At 30.3% G+C, this 14479-nt stretch carries 15 protein-coding genes and 1 riboswitch; of the genes, 6 read left to right on the top strand and 9 right to left on the bottom strand.

The genetic code is table 11. The annotated features are described in order from the left end of the window. Nucleotides 1-161: 161 nt before the first annotated feature. The gene (locus tag J2Z43_RS09625) at nt 162-752 is read right to left on the bottom strand and encodes a dipicolinate synthase subunit B (protein ID WP_024620228.1); all 591 of its coding nucleotides are present in this window, start codon (nt 750-752) and stop codon (nt 162-164) included. Beyond that, complete coding sequence (locus tag J2Z43_RS09620) at nt 731-1522, bottom strand: hypothetical protein (RefSeq protein ID WP_209456991.1); 792 nt, start codon at nt 1520-1522, stop codon at nt 731-733. Before J2Z43_RS09620 ends, J2Z43_RS09625 begins: the two co-directional genes overlap by 22 nt. Nucleotides 1523-1647: 125 nt before the next feature. Here J2Z43_RS09620 and J2Z43_RS09615 point away from each other — a divergent pair, with 125 nt between their 5' ends. Further along, on the top strand, nt 1648-2553 hold the full coding sequence (locus tag J2Z43_RS09615) for a helix-turn-helix transcriptional regulator (protein ID WP_209456990.1): 906 nt from the start codon (nt 1648-1650) through the stop codon (nt 2551-2553). Nucleotides 2554-2709: 156 nt separating this feature from the next. Here the strand turns inward: J2Z43_RS09615 and J2Z43_RS09610 are convergent, their stop codons facing one another. Together J2Z43_RS09610 and J2Z43_RS09605 are read right to left on the bottom strand one after the other, a co-directional pair. After that, nucleotides 2710-2982 carry a DUF1905 domain-containing protein gene (locus J2Z43_RS09610; RefSeq protein ID WP_209456989.1) on the bottom strand — a complete coding sequence of 91 codons (273 nt, stop codon included), beginning with the start codon at nt 2980-2982 and terminating at the stop codon, nt 2710-2712. 18 nt (nt 2983-3000) lie between these two features. Further along, entirely contained in the window at nt 3001-3354 is a 354-nt protein-coding gene (locus tag J2Z43_RS09605; RefSeq protein WP_209456988.1) for a hypothetical protein, read from the bottom strand. A gap of 313 nt (nt 3355-3667) precedes the next feature. On the opposite strand from J2Z43_RS09605, the gene vanR reads away from it, so the two are divergent. The 4 genes from vanR (at nt 3668) to J2Z43_RS09585 (ending at nt 7354) form a co-directional block, all read left to right on the top strand. Then, nucleotides 3668-4363, top strand: a complete 696-nt coding sequence (gene vanR, locus J2Z43_RS09600; RefSeq protein WP_209456987.1) for a VanR-ABDEGLN family response regulator transcription factor — start codon at nt 3668-3670, stop codon at nt 4361-4363. An 88-nt stretch (nt 4364-4451) separates the two neighbouring features. Beyond that, nucleotides 4452-5465 (top strand): sensor histidine kinase, encoded by a 1014-nt coding sequence (locus J2Z43_RS09595; protein WP_327786953.1) that lies wholly within the window; start codon nt 4452-4454, stop codon nt 5463-5465. A gap of 308 nt (nt 5466-5773) precedes the next feature. Beyond that, the gene (locus J2Z43_RS09590) at nt 5774-6757 is read left to right on the top strand and encodes a D-alanyl-D-alanine carboxypeptidase family protein (protein ID WP_234926318.1); all 984 of its coding nucleotides are present in this window, start codon (nt 5774-5776) and stop codon (nt 6755-6757) included. Nucleotides 6758-6880: 123 nt separating this feature from the next. Next, the gene (locus tag J2Z43_RS09585; protein WP_209456985.1) at nt 6881-7354 is read left to right on the top strand and encodes a GNAT family N-acetyltransferase; all 474 of its coding nucleotides are present in this window, start codon (nt 6881-6883) and stop codon (nt 7352-7354) included. A 148-nt stretch (nt 7355-7502) separates the two neighbouring features. On the opposite strand, the gene mgtA is transcribed toward J2Z43_RS09585, so the two are convergent. The 4 genes from mgtA to J2Z43_RS09565 all read right to left on the bottom strand — a co-directional run bounded on the left by mgtA (nt 7503) and on the right by J2Z43_RS09565 (nt 12785). Then, a complete protein-coding gene (mgtA, locus tag J2Z43_RS09580; RefSeq protein ID WP_209456984.1) occupies nt 7503-10175 on the bottom strand; it encodes a magnesium-translocating P-type ATPase in 2673 nt (890 codons plus the stop codon). 340 nt (nt 10176-10515) lie between these two features. After that, a riboswitch (M-box (ykoK) riboswitch) is annotated at nt 10516-10673 on the bottom strand. Nucleotides 10674-11064: 391 nt separating this feature from the next. Beyond that, entirely contained in the window at nt 11065-11526 is a 462-nt protein-coding gene (locus J2Z43_RS09575; RefSeq protein ID WP_209456983.1) for a VOC family protein, read from the bottom strand. Between the two features lie 50 nt (nt 11527-11576). Further along, nucleotides 11577-11855, bottom strand: coding sequence for a DUF3795 domain-containing protein (locus J2Z43_RS09570; RefSeq protein ID WP_209456982.1), 279 nt, complete (start codon nt 11853-11855; stop codon nt 11577-11579). 90 nt (nt 11856-11945) lie between these two features. After that, entirely contained in the window at nt 11946-12785 is an 840-nt protein-coding gene (locus J2Z43_RS09565; RefSeq protein WP_209456981.1) for a helix-turn-helix transcriptional regulator, read from the bottom strand. Between the two features lie 137 nt (nt 12786-12922). Here J2Z43_RS09565 and J2Z43_RS09560 point away from each other — a divergent pair, with 137 nt between their 5' ends. Further along, nucleotides 12923-13765, top strand: coding sequence for an MBL fold metallo-hydrolase (locus J2Z43_RS09560; RefSeq protein ID WP_209456980.1), 843 nt, complete (start codon nt 12923-12925; stop codon nt 13763-13765). 145 nt (nt 13766-13910) lie between these two features. Here J2Z43_RS09560 and J2Z43_RS09555 read toward each other — a convergent pair whose 3' ends face one another. Then, nucleotides 13911-14375: a methylated-DNA--[protein]-cysteine S-methyltransferase gene (locus J2Z43_RS09555; protein ID WP_209456979.1), complete on the bottom strand. Its 465-nt coding sequence runs from the start codon at nt 14373-14375 to the stop codon at nt 13911-13913. Between the last annotated feature and the right edge of the window lie 104 nt (nt 14376-14479).

Here is a 14479-nt window from a genome sequence, read left to right as displayed (position 1 = left end):
TATAAACTTATTCTCATTTAATTAATATAAAAATTACTTATTTTCTATTCAAATTTTTTAGTATTATATTATTATAACATATGAAAGAGAGCGAATCTAATTTAAATCCACTCTCTTTTATATAAATTCTAAATCATTTTATTTTATTGTGTTGTTTGAAGCTACTTTTTAAAGTTTTCAATAATAAGTGGCTGTATCTGAGTCTTGTCAAATGCTAGTTCTATAGTCTCTACAAGCTTATCTAAGTTTGCAGTCATACTACTAGGCTTCGAAACAGGGTTATCTTGACCAAATGGAACAAAATAAATATGCTCTGTATTTATAAGCTTCATTATATTTATTCCATTCATCCCAAGAGCATCGTTAGTACATGGCGCTATAACGAGAGAATTCTTATTTCTAAGTGTTGCTTTTGCTGCCATTAAAACTGCTGTGTCCGTTATTCCATAAGCGAGTTTCGCCATAGAGTTACCCGTCATAGGTGCTACTACCATCATATCAAGCGGCATTATAGGTCCGAAAATCTCAGCCTCATCTATAGAATATATAACATCGTTTCCAGTTATACTTTTCAACTCTCCCAAAAATTCATCTCTATCGTGAAATCTAGAACTGCTGTTGTACACAATATCTGTAACTATTGGATATACTTTCGCATTTAGTTCTACTAGTGTTCTCATAGGTTCTAAAATTTCTTTTATTGTACAAAATGATCCTGTTATACCAAACCCTATTTTTTTTCCTGTAAGCATGACTTCACCTTCCTATAAATATTTTTAGCTAGTATATCTCCCGCAAACTTAACTGCACATTTGCTTGGAATACTTGATAGCATTACAAAGTTTTCACTTATACTCTCTACAAACTCCACATCAAATCCATGAGGCTTAGAAGATATATCTATTATTAGAGATTCTTTGAATTTTTCTATATGATCTCTTTCTAACACCTTATTTGGTACAGTATTTACAATTACATCAAAGGAGTAATTGTAGATATCTTCAATATATACTGGTTTTACTCCACTTCCTATAGCCCTAGCTTCTTTAATCTCATTCCTAACTAAAGCATATACATTTGCATTCAATCCGCTTAATCTTTTACACAAGTCTTGACCACATACCCCATAGCCAATAACCAGTATTTTACTGTCAAATACTGGCATCTTGGTATTTTGAATAATATGTGAAATTACTCCTTCTGATGTAGGAATCGCATTCATATGGGTTACACTCTTATCTTCCATCAAAGGCAAATAATCTAAATTGTAAATCTCGCTCATTTTATCCAAAAATTTATTTCTAACTCCTGAGAATAACAATGTATTTTTGCTCAATGATTCAAAGAATCTGTTGTTGTATTTTTCGTTGTCAATATCTTCTTTAAATGGAAATAATATAAAATCTAGATCTTGAATATTATTAGTACCAATATCAATTATTACTTCGTGTTCTTTTAAATATGAACTCACATAATCATATCTATCATCATCTTTAATGATCAGCCCTCTCAGATTGAACACCTCCCACTTTCTTAAGTATAATGTTATTTTATGCTTCTTAGACCTTTCTGTGATTAAACAAAATTGTGAATTAATAAAATAATATGTATGCTATAATGTGTTTATTATATCTTCGAGGTGATAAGATGCAGATAAGCCGATTATTTCAAATTGTGTACATACTATTAGACAGAAAGACCATCACTGCAAAAGAACTAGCTGATCGTTTTGAAGTGTCTGTTAGAACTATATATAGAGATATAAATACTCTCGGTACTGCTGGTATTCCTATATATACTAGCCAAGGTAGAGGTGGAGGAATTAGTATTTTAGACGACTATGTACTCAATAAATCTCTACTCTCAGATGATGAGCAAAAAGAAATCTTAATAGGACTTCAAAGCCTTAAAGTTGCTAACTATCCAGATATAAAAACACTAGATAAAAAACTTGGAGCCTTATTTAGTAAAAATAAGCAAAGCTGGATTGAGGTAGATTTTTCTCATTGGGGAAGTGGAAATGAGGAAAAAGATAAATTTCAAACATTAAAGAACTCAGTGTTAAACAAAAACACTGTAGGGTTTAGCTATTCCAACTCAAATGGAGAGCAAACTACTCGTCAAATAGAACCTCTAAAGCTTATATTTAAGAACAAGTCCTGGTATGTGAGTGGATTTTGCCTACTAAAAAATCAGTTTAGAATATTTAAAATTTCTAGAATATCAAATTTAAATTCTACAGAAATATTCTTTGACCGGGATTTACCAGATGACTTAGATCTAATCAAAGAAAAATCTGTGGGTTATAAAGCCTCAAATATAGTACTAAAATTTTCAAATCACATTTCTTACAGGGTCTACGATGAATTTAATATAAATGATATAGAAATAGATGCTGATGGAAATCTTATAGTATCATTATCATACCCACAAGATGAATGGCTTTATGGATATATACTTTCCTTTGGTTTTTATGTAGAGGTGATTGAACCACAAGGGTTAAGAGATGTTATTTCATATAAGATATCTAAAATGATGAATATTTATAATTAATGTAATATATAGTATTTTTATTATCAATGACTCTGATACAAGATCATACCTTTTCATAACAAATTTAAAAGACGCTCTACAGTGATAATTAATCACAGTTTGAGCGCCTCTTAGATTTTTTTATTTTTTAATACCATTTTTAAGTCTTTTTTAATTCTATTTTTTAATTCTATCTTTTAATGTAACTTTTATTGTATCTCCGGGTTGTTTACCTATCTTCTCCCTTATATCCTTTCTGATGCCAATTATATGGCATGGCGTTTTCATTCTGACTAAACTACCATCATAAGGTTCTCCGTCAAATGTAGCATGAACAGGGACTCTTCCCTTTCCAAATTCTTCTTTCACATCGAAAGGTATTTCTATATAGGCACCATTTATATCAGGAACCTTTTTTATAACTGCTTCAAATTTATATATTTTATCCATTTTGACTCCACGATTTAATTATAGTTTATTTTCCTTTATTCTATCTTTTGTCCTTTTAATAAAACTCCCCGACATAATTCCCATAAAATTAAATATAAAGTAAAGTACCCCATAGTATGCAGCTGAACTATTGTAGTATATAAATATTGTCGGAAAGAATAGTATTGCTAAAACTAGTAGATACATCAAGCTAAAACCATTTCTATATCCAAAAACCATGCTTATTATAATACATGCAATTGGATTTACAAGCACTAAAAACGTAAAAAGTAGCTCTTTTGAATAGTTGAATTTTGCTATCAGCGGCAATACATAAAACAACACTGCAAATATTATTGCATATATAGTTATATTATTTTTTGCTTTATTCAATTTCTACACTCCTTTTAGAGTAATACTCTTATTTTAAGTCTATCTAAGATTAATATACACCAATTTACTTAATTTGCAAAGAATTGTATATTTTTAGGAATTTTTCTAATTATACTATAGAATTTTCCCTTAATCAACACAATTTATATAATTACATCAATTTGAAAGAATAAAGATATATAGTATAATGTATTGGTATCTTAAGAAATTATTAAGATTTTCATAAACTTTAATTAAAACTCTAAATAAAGGGTTTTGATATGATTAACTTATCAAATTTCTGAGTTAAAAGAAATTAATATTAGGAGGAATCATGAGCGTAAATATTTTAGTAGTAGACGATGAAAAAGAAATAGCCGATTTGATTGAATTGTACTTAAAAAATGAAAACTACAATATATATAAGTTTTATAGTGCAAAAGAAGCACTAAACTGTGTCCATACTGTCGACTTAGATTTAGCAGTAATCGATGTCATGATGCCAGAAATAGATGGGTTTGAGCTCTGCCAAAAAATCAGGCAAACACATAACTTTCCTGTGATAATGCTTACTGCAAAGGTAGAGGATATAGATAAAATAACGGGCCTTACACTTGGTGCAGATGATTATATAACCAAGCCGTTTAATCCATTAGAAGTAGTTGCACGTGTTAAAGCTCAACTTAGGAGATTTACTAGATACAACGAAGGATCACAGGTTCAAAAAGATGTTATAGATTTTGCGGGACTTGTTATGAATAAAAATACATATAAATGCAGTCTAAACGAAAAAGAATTATCCCTTACTCCCACTGAATTTTCAATTCTGTGGATCCTCTCTGAAAATATAGGAAATGTAGTTAGCTCTGAAGAATTATTTGAAAAAGTATGGGGAGAAAAATATTTCAGCAATAACAATAATACAGTTATGGTTCACATTAGGCATATACGTGAAAAGATGAACGACACTGTGAGTGAACATAAATTTATTAAGACAGTTTGGGGTGTTGGTTATAAAATTGAAAAGTGATATTTCAAAATTAAAGAATAAGATATTTTTACATATTTTATTTGTAACAATCGTAATCAGTATTATAGGACTCTTTATTATACTATCAATGATGAATGGAGTTTTTGCAAACTTCATTATATCAGTCTTAGAAAATATCTTTGGAATGGACTCTAGAAATTCGTATTACTTTTATACCTATGTTATTAGAGGCAACAAAAGTTTTCTTCTTGTTTCCACATTTATAATTATTCTACTTATAGGATTTTATTTTGCACTTTCTAGATTAACAACCTACTTCAATCAAACAATTGAAGGCGTAGATAAACTTCTTGATGAATCCCATGAATCGATCAAGCTATCACCTGAGTTAGAATTTATGGAAAAAAAACTAAATGCAGTTAAAATGATACTTCGAGAGAGAAATGAACAAGCCCAAGAGAGCGAGCAGAGAAAAAACGATCTCGTTGTTTATTTAGCACACGATATAAAAACACCCCTAACTTCTGTTATAGGATATCTTACACTTCTAAGCGAAGCCTATGATATGCCACTTGAACAGAGGCGTAAATACACCGATATAGCACTGAACAAATCCTTTAAATTAGAAGATCTAATAAATGAATTCTTTGAGATCACTAGATTTAACCTTCAGAATATAGATCTCGAAAAAGAAGAAGTTAACTTATCATTTATGATAAAACAATTATCAGATGAATTCTACCCAACATTTGAATCTAAGGGTATTTCGTGCACAGTTTTAAGCGATGGAGATATATATTTAAAGTGCGATGCAAATAAACTTGCAAGAGTATTTAACAATATACTAAAAAATGCACTTTCTTATAGTTACAGCAACAGTGAAATCAAAATAATAGAAAAAAATTTTGGAGACTATGTTGATATCACATTCCAAAATAAAGGAAAAAAGATACCTGAACATCAGTTAAACTCTATCTTCGAAAAATTCTATAGATTAGACTCAGCCCGCTCTACAAATACTGGTGGCTCAGGTCTGGGCCTTGCTATTGCTAAAGAAATCGTAGAACTACACGGTGGAAAAATATTTGCCAACAGCAATGATGAATTTACTAGTTTTACTATTCAACTTCCTTTGTTATAGCAAGTAAGAAAAATTAATCTACACATTAAAATCGTATCGATAAGTTATCGATACGATTTTATTGCGTAGATTGCAGTATAGCCCTCCTCATTTACGTAAATTGCTTAAACATATACTCCAAACTTGATATAAATATATATTACATTCCTTATTATCTTCATTCAACTAGCTATTTTAAAATTTAAGGTTATCTTAAGATTTAAATAAGTTTACATTAATAATTTACTAAGTTCGAATTAAAATATCGCTCTTTTATATGTAGTTAAATAGAGTTATGAAGAATTACATAACCGAGGAGAGTGCAAATTATGTTTAAAGAAAGAAATAATAAAAAATTAAAACCAATGAGTATATTTATACCAACTATAATTTTTCCTACAATTTTACTCTGCATTACTTTATTCACCGTGTACAACACAGGTAAATATCAAAACTGGAACAATAGTAATACTTCGCTTACTAGCTCACTTATATTTAATAAATCAAGCGATAAAAACAACTCTGTAATACCTATAATTAGAAACTTGAACAGTGAAAATGCTATTTTAGTAGAAAATAGTAGCGGTAAAATTATTGTTCAAAAAAATAAAGATGCTAAATGCTACGCCGCATCTCTAACAAAGATAATGACTACTATTGTAGCAATAGAAAACTTAAATGATTTAAATGTGGAAATCCCAATGAAAAGAAGTATATTCGAATCTCTGAAAAATTCAAATGCCTCTATGGCTGGTTTTTTACCTGATGAAAAGGTGAAAGCAAAAGATGCGCTTTATGGAATAATGCTTCCATCAGGAGCCGAATCATCATTAGGAGTTGCAGAGTATATATCAGGTTCTGAGGATAAATTTGTAGACCTTATGAACAAAAAAGCAAGAGAGCTTGGAATGAAAAATACACACTATTCAAATACAATCGGCTTACATAACTCCGATCACTACACAACTGCCTACGACTTATCTATCTTGCTGGATTACGCGCTTGAAAATGATATTTTTAAATCTATATTTACAACAGATAGATATTCCACATCCCCTACAAATTTAAATTCTGCTGGAATAACATTTAGAAGCACTACCTTTGATAAAATAGATAACGAAAACTTTGGTAAGGGAAAAGTCATTGGTGGTAAAACTGGATTTACAGATAAGGCAGGTCTTTGCTTAGCAAGTCTGCTTGAAAAAAATGGTAAAGAGTACATTTTAATAACTACCGGTGCAGAAAAAACTAACAACGAATCTTCTTCTAATATAATTGATGCTTTTAATATATACGATACTTATTTTCACTAATTCTAGAACAAATTTAGATATTTATATATACAATAACTATATAAAACTATATTATTTATGTTAAGTATTGCCTATTAATTATTAGATCAAAAACAATTCTATGTTTTGAGAAAGGAGTTTTTAATGAGTAATAACTATCAAATCAGAACATTTAAAGAAGAGGATTTAAAATACGGGTTAAATTTAGCTTGGAATGTTTTTCTAGAATTTGTAGCTCCTGACTATACATATGAAGGGATCGATAACTTTAAACAGTTTATCGATTATAATTCTATGTTAGAACTTTACAAGAATAAAACTATGAATTTTTGGGGGTGCTTTGACGGAGATGAGATTGTCGGCGTGATGGCGACTAGAAATACAAATCATATTGCTCTTCTATTTGTGAATAAAAGCTATCATAATCAGTACATTGCTGCTAATTTATTTTCCAAACTTACAATGTACCTAAAAGACTTTGCTTTAGTAAATAAGATTACTGTAAATGCTTCACCATATGCAATAAACTTTTATCGCAAATTAGGTTTTTTGGATCTCGATAATGAAACAAATGCAAATGGAATGAAATTTACTCCAATGGAATATTTTATCAATTAATTTCCTTAATTAAAGACAAAAAATTAACTCTAGAGAATAAGAAACAACTTATTTATCTCTAGAGTTTTTATTTTTTTATTTCGATATACTTATTATTTCATATTAAATCCTCAAAATTCAATCTAATTCATTAACTTTATAAATTAACCTATAAAAACTCACCGTATCTTCTTATATAAACTTTCTTTAATATGGTTACTAAAATCATATAAGAAGCTATTATTAATCCAAGCCAAGAGAAATAATAAATAGGAAGTGCTGCCATACCTAAACTGGCACCTAGGCTAGTATACGGTAAAATTGTTCCAACTGCTATTCCTATAGAAGTGAATACAGTAACAGCTAACGATGCCCTGCTTTGTACAAATGGTAATTTTGGAGTTCTAATCATATGAATTACTAATGTTTGACTCCATAGAGATTCAACAAACCATCCTGCATGGAATAATGCAATAAACATTGTTTTGTCTACTCCAGCATCACCATAAAAACCTCCAAGTGCAATCGGACACACTACAAAGAACATAACGATATAAGTTACGATATCAAACACTGAACTTGTAGGGCCTATCCAAACCATAAACTTACCTATTGAAGAAGCATCCCACTTTCTAGGTTCTTTGATATAGTCTTCGTCTACATTATCCCATGGCATCGAAACACATGATATATCATAAATTAGATTTAATACTAAAAGTTGGATAGGAAGCATTGGTAAAAATGGTAAGAATGCACTTGCTACCAAAACTGAGAACATATTTCCAAAGTTTGAACTAGCAGTCATTTTAATATATTTTATTATATTGGCAAAAGTCTTTCTTCCTTCTTTAACTCCCTCTTCAAGCACCATTAGATCCTTTTCTAGAAGTATAATATCTGCGGACTCTTTTGCTATATCAACTGCTGTATCTACTGAAATTCCTACGTCTGATTCTTTCATCGCAGCAGCATCATTGATACCATCGCCCATAAATCCTACTGTATGACCATTTTTTCTTAGAATATTGACTATACGTACTTTTTGCATAGGAGAAAGTTTTGCAAAAACAGTTGTATTTTCTACTACTTTAGATAATTCACCATCATTCATGTTGTCAATATCAGAACCTAATAATAAATTATCTACTTCAAGGCCTACTTGCTTACATATAGATCTTGTAACTGCATCATTATCTCCAGTAAGGACTTTAACGCCCACTCCATAATCATTAAGTGCAATTATTGCATCTTTAGTAGTTTCTTTTGGCGGATCTAAAAATGCTAAATACCCCATTAATACCATGTTTGATTCATCACTTACAGAAAACAGACCTTCTGTAGACGGATTTGTCTTTTGAGCTATAGCTATAACTCTCATTCCATTGCTATTTAATTCTTCTACAGTATTTAGAATTTCATTTTTTATTTCTTTAGACAACTCAACTACTTCGCCTTTATACTCTGCCCACTCACTAATACTAAGCATTTCTTCAACAGCGCCTTTTGTAATCATTTGAGTTTTGTCGTTTTTGTCTTTAATAACTACGCTCATACGTCTTCTATCGAAATCAAATGGAATCTCATCTACTTTTTCATAGTCCCTAGTTAAGTCAGGGAACCCAATATCTTCTGTATGATTTAATATTGCTATATCCATAAGATTTTTTAAACCAGTCTGATAATAACTATTTAGAAATCCATGACGCAGTATTCTGTCATTGCTATTCCCGTGTATATCTAAATGGTACTCTAGAACTACCTTATCTTGCGTAAGAGTTCCCGTTTTATCTGTACAAAGTACATCCATGGCGCCGAAATTTTGAATTGAATTTAAATTTTTAATAACAGTCTTCTTCTTTGACATTTTTACTGCACCTTTTGCAAGGTTTGTAGTCACGATCATAGGTAACATCTCTGGAGTTAGACCTACAGCGATTGACAACGCAAATAAAAATGCCTCCATCCAATCTCCCTTTGTAAATCCATTTACAAAGAAAACTATTGGAACCATACACGACATAAATCTAATTAGAAGCCATGAAACTGAGTTTACACCTTTTTCAAAGCTAGTTTCAGTTTTTACTCCAACTATTGACTTAGCCATAGATCCAAATACAGTGCCATTTCCTACAGAAACTACAACTGCACTTGCTGAACCGCTTATTACATTACTCCCCATAAAAGCTAAATTGTTGCTTTCAAGGTGATTTAAAATTGTATCATCTACTGCATTAGGTAATTTTTCTAGTGCCTCGCTCTCACCTGTTAGAGCTGATTGACTTATAAACAAATCTTTTGCTTTAATTATACGAACATCAGCTGGTATCATGTCGCCTGCTGATAAATGTACTATATCACCTACGACTACTTCACTTAGCGGAATCTCCTTTGCTCCCATACCTTTACGCTCAATATTGGCAGTTATCTTTACCATTGCCTTTAGCTTTTCAGCTTCATTTCCAGAACGCATCTCTTGCATGAATCTCAAAACACCGCTTATTGTAACCATAGTTAGCACGATAATCACTGCAGTATAATCTTTATCTCCTGGTGCAGCGATCAAAACATCTGTAATAAATGAAATAACTGAAAGTACTAATAGTACTATTGTGAATGGATTTATAAATGCCTCTACTAATCTTTTGAAAATAGATTCTTTTTCATCGTGATCGATCGTATTTTCACCATATTTGTCGCGTATATCTTCTACTAAAGTCTCATCTAATCCATCAAATGAGGTGTTAAACTCGTTTAAGATTGTATCTACATCTTTTCTTGCTATATCTAATAATCTATCTGTTGATATTAATTTTTCTTCTTTTTTTAAATTTCTTCTAGTCATTATTTTATACCTCCTCGTTATATTCTTTCCAAAACCACCTGGATGTATAACGACACAAAATAAGAAAGAAGTAATTCCTATTAATTATTTAATTTTATATAAAAAACATTAGGCGGAAAAATGAACCGTGGAATAACATCAGTTTCATCAATCCCTTTACTTCGACCATCAAATTTTATGCCTTTGCTACTTTCAGGGTCCATTTTGTTCACCTCCATAAATTAAAATATCTATATAAACCCCTAAGGGGATAAATTAAGATAACTAAAAAATCCCTCGCCAAAGCAAAAGCAGTGACAAGGGATAAAAGTCCGCATTAAATATAAGACTGAAAAATTACAGTCTATCACCGTTCAAGCTTTAGCTTCGCAGGGCAATGAAATTGCATTAGATTATGCCTTGTTTATCGACATAATCTGCTAACCATCTCATAGTGTCTCCACTATTTTGCGGCAGCAACCCGTATCCCTGCGGTAACCTCACCTACCGAGTTTATTTAGTTCTCTAGTATTTAGTATATGTATCTTTTTAAAATTTGTCAACCCAACGTATAATTTATTTATCACTTTATATTGTAAATTTTCGTCTTAAATTGTCTTATTTATACCTTTTAAGTTTAACAGTAAAAGTAGTCTTTTCAAATGCAACACTGTCGAGCATTATACTTCCGCTGATCATTTTTCTTGCTAGTTTATTACATATTTCTTACATTCGCAATATCTAAATATCCTATACCTATTAAATCATCCCTATAACATATAAATACACACAACTATACCATCATTTAAAAAAACAAAAAGAGGCTAAAGTCAAAAGTAAGTTTCTAAAACTTTTGATTCAGCCTCATTATATTAATTTTATGTTGACCATTATCTCAAAACATACTATATTACTCTATACAAGATTTTACAAACTCTATTGAGTGCTGGGATCTATCAGCAGTTTCTCCAATTGATAGACCCTGTTTCAAAAATCGCCTAACAACACTTGCCATACTCTCTCCAACCTCTATGATATGCCAATCCAGATCGTAAAACCTTACTACTCTTTGTCCCCAATCGTAGCTCTTTACATCGTGTAAAAAAGTTATATCAGGATATTTTTTCAAACGATTAATAAACCCCTCTAAATCCTCAGTTTCAAAGTAAAGTTCAAAATTATTTGTCTTATATTTAATCTCCTCTTTATTCAAACCAACTAACCAGTCAAAATCTTGTTGAAGTGATAGTCCACAATCGAATCCTATATTTATGCCGAAATCAAATCCAACTTTCAAACCAAATAAGTCTTCATAAAACTTTCTCGAAACATTTATATCTTTTACTGAAATAAGCGAACCTGAAAACTTCATATTTACTCCCCCTAAATAAAAATTTTATCATTAGAAACATAAAATAATAATTACAAACTCTTACTCAAATTTTTTCTCGCCCAAACTTTGCACTGCTCAATTCTCTTTCCATCATCACCTTGCTCTTTGTCGTAAGAGAATTGCTCAAGTAGACCACATGCAAAGTCACTACATTCTCCACAGTAGTCAAGTTTCTTACCTTCACAGCAAGATTTTACTGGACAGACATCCCCCCAAAATGGTTTATCAATATTTACACAACCATTACATCCGGCCTGTTCTTTATGACCACATTCACTACATAAGATACCACATCTAGATTCTATCATATTTATCCCCCTCTGATCTTTTAAGTCATTTGTATATTTTTTTAATTATAATAAATTTAAATAACTGCAAGATTATATATCTATATTAAACTAATATTTAAATTCTTCATTGTAAAAATCGGACATATTTTTTAAAAAAGACTTTGGAGTCACTCCGCATATTGCCTTAAAGTCCCTGATAAAGTGTGATTGATCATAAAATCCTAATATCTGTGCATTATCCGATAGATTATAATTAGTCGCTTTAAGAAAATTGATTGTATTGTTTATTCTTACCAACCTCAAAAACATCTTTGTGCTCATTCCTATATATTCATTAAAAAGTCTGTTCAACTGCCTTTCACTTATGTATTCAGCAGATGCGAGATCTTTTATAGTTATAATTCCACTTGTATTTGAAGCTGTAATCAAAGAAGACTCAATAACTGAACTTGATTTACTGTTCTTTTCTATCGCTTCAATAAATATACTATTTAAAGAAGTTATTAAAATATCCATACTCTTAGAGTTTTCCAGTAAATAAATAATTTTTTTATACAAATCTTTATTTACGTCTTCTATTGATGTTTGGACATCGCAAAGTTCTGACTGTTTTATTCCAGTTAATGCATGTAATCCCCCTGGTAAAAATTCAATAAAAAATCTAACTATATCATCATTCATATCATTTTTCACTGTTACAATCTTTGTAGTCGCACCCCATAAAGTAATATTAAATTTATTTTTTTCATATGTGCACACTATGCAACCACTAGAGTCTGGGATTAAATTTAAATAACCTAGATCTAAATTTATTAAATTATTATCAGGTACACATATAGTGTAATGCGCTATGTACTTTCTTAGAATAGGATGAGGAAAAATATATGTGTAATTTTTATCTGCTTTTATTTTAACGTGTTCCTCTATTGAAACTCTGTTAAAATACATAAAATCCACCCCCTCAATCAACTCTAAAAATATTATTATACTAAATTTAATTATACAGTCGAAAATTAAAACTGTAAACTTACATCCCAATATGGTATTCTAATCATAATTATAAATAATCTTGGAGGTAAAAAATATTGATAAAAATAATATCCTTGCTAGAAAACGTTAGCAATTTTGATAATTTGAAATCAGAACATGGTTTATCTCTATACATAGAAAAAGATAATATAAAGTGTCTAATGGACACTGGCGGTTCTGATAAATTTCTAGAAAATGCTAAAGAGCTCGGTATCGATTTGACAGATTTAAACTGGGTTATAATTACACACAATCATTTAGATCATATAGGAGGTCTTGAATCACTTCTTGAATACAATAAAAATGTTAATGTAATTATAAAAAATGATGCTAAAGGCGCCTTCCATTTGAAAAAACTTTTTATTAATAAATACATCGGAATAGATATAAATATATTTGAAAAGTATAAAGATAGGATTATATTTTTTACAAAAGACTGTAAAATCTCAGATAACTTTTACTTAAGATCAGATACTATAAAAGATCCTTACTTTGTTTGCAAAGATAAATCTCTTATGGAGAGGAAGAAAGGTAAACTAGTACCCGATGAATTTAATCATGAACTATTTTTGACTATTGAGGAAGGCAATAAAGTAATTATAATAAGCGCTTGTAGTCATAGCGGAATAGTTAATATAGTAAACACTACACAGCTTTTGTACCCTAATAAAGAAATCTCCCATGTTGTAGGTGGGTTTCATATGATGGGATTTGGTATCAAACAATTAAACTGCGATAAAGAATATATACACGAAGTTGCAGACATACTTGATAAATCCTGTACTGAAAAAATTCTAACTTGTCATTGTACAGGAAAAAAAGCCTATAAAATAATGAAAGAGCAACTCGGAGATAAAATATCATACCTTTCTACTGGACAAAGCATCGTAATTAATTAATTTTTCTATGTCATTTTAATATTATAAGGTTAATGATATATTAGATTAAAAATAGAAATAGGCCTGGCTCAAAAGTAGTTTTCTGATATTCTTAATATCTAGACAAATAGCAATCATACTTTTGAGACAGCCCATAGATTTATCTTTAATTTTCCTTTTCTAATTTTAATAAGAATTCTTTTACATCAAGGCCCCCACCGTATCCTACTAATTTTCCATTTGATCCAATTACACGATGGCATGGAATAAATATAGATATAGGATTTTTGTTGTTTGCCAGTCCTACAGCTCTGTATGCCTTTGGGCTGCCTACTTTTTCTGCTATATCTTTATAGCTACAAGTCTCTCCATATGGAATACTTTTTAAAGCTTCCCATACTTTTAGTTGAAATTCTGTTCCTTCTGGCTCTAGTGGTATGTCAAAGTTTTTTTTCGCTCCAGATAAATACTCTTTAAACTCATTAAAAGCTTTTTTTATTAGTTCTGTTTCCTCGATATTTTTGCCTTCTACGTCTATTTTATTCTTGAAGTACAGTTCTGTAATAGCTTTACCATTATCTGCAATAGCTAACTCACCAATCTCGGTTTCGTATATAAATATATTTTTCATAAACTCCTCCTAAAATGTCTTACTTAAACTTTCTTTATTTCTTTATTTCTTTATTTCTTTATTTAAAATTATATCAGTAAGTACATACGTTTGCTATACATAAA

The sequence above is a fragment of the Metaclostridioides mangenotii genome, assembly GCF_017873185.1.
Lineage (GTDB): Bacteria > Bacillota > Clostridia > Peptostreptococcales > Peptostreptococcaceae > Metaclostridioides > Metaclostridioides mangenotii.
This window is presented reverse-complemented; position numbering and strand designations above follow the sequence as displayed.

Coding starts and splice junctions, on each gene's coding strand:
- J2Z43_RS09625 (WP_024620228.1), bottom strand. CDS start 752: ATGCTTACAGGAAAAAAAATAGGGTTTGGTATAACAGGATCATTTTGT.
- J2Z43_RS09615 (WP_209456990.1), top strand. CDS start 1,648: ATGCAGATAAGCCGATTATTTCAAATTGTGTACATACTATTAGACAGA.
- J2Z43_RS09610 (WP_209456989.1), bottom strand. CDS start 2,982: ATGGATAAAATATATAAATTTGAAGCAGTTATAAAAAAGGTTCCTGAT.
- vanR (WP_209456987.1), top strand. CDS start 3,668: ATGAGCGTAAATATTTTAGTAGTAGACGATGAAAAAGAAATAGCCGAT.
- J2Z43_RS09595 (WP_327786953.1), top strand. CDS start 4,452: ATGATGAATGGAGTTTTTGCAAACTTCATTATATCAGTCTTAGAAAAT.
- J2Z43_RS09590 (WP_234926318.1), top strand. CDS start 5,774: ATGTTTAAAGAAAGAAATAATAAAAAATTAAAACCAATGAGTATATTT.
- J2Z43_RS09585 (WP_209456985.1), top strand. CDS start 6,881: ATGAGTAATAACTATCAAATCAGAACATTTAAAGAAGAGGATTTAAAA.
- mgtA (WP_209456984.1), bottom strand. CDS start 10,175: ATGACTAGAAGAAATTTAAAAAAAGAAGAAAAATTAATATCAACAGAT.
- J2Z43_RS09575 (WP_209456983.1), bottom strand. CDS start 11,526: ATGAAGTTTTCAGGTTCGCTTATTTCAGTAAAAGATATAAATGTTTCG.
- J2Z43_RS09570 (WP_209456982.1), bottom strand. CDS start 11,855: ATGATAGAATCTAGATGTGGTATCTTATGTAGTGAATGTGGTCATAAA.
- J2Z43_RS09565 (WP_209456981.1), bottom strand. CDS start 12,785: ATGTATTTTAACAGAGTTTCAATAGAGGAACACGTTAAAATAAAAGCA.
- J2Z43_RS09555 (WP_209456979.1), bottom strand. CDS start 14,375: ATGAAAAATATATTTATATACGAAACCGAGATTGGTGAGTTAGCTATT.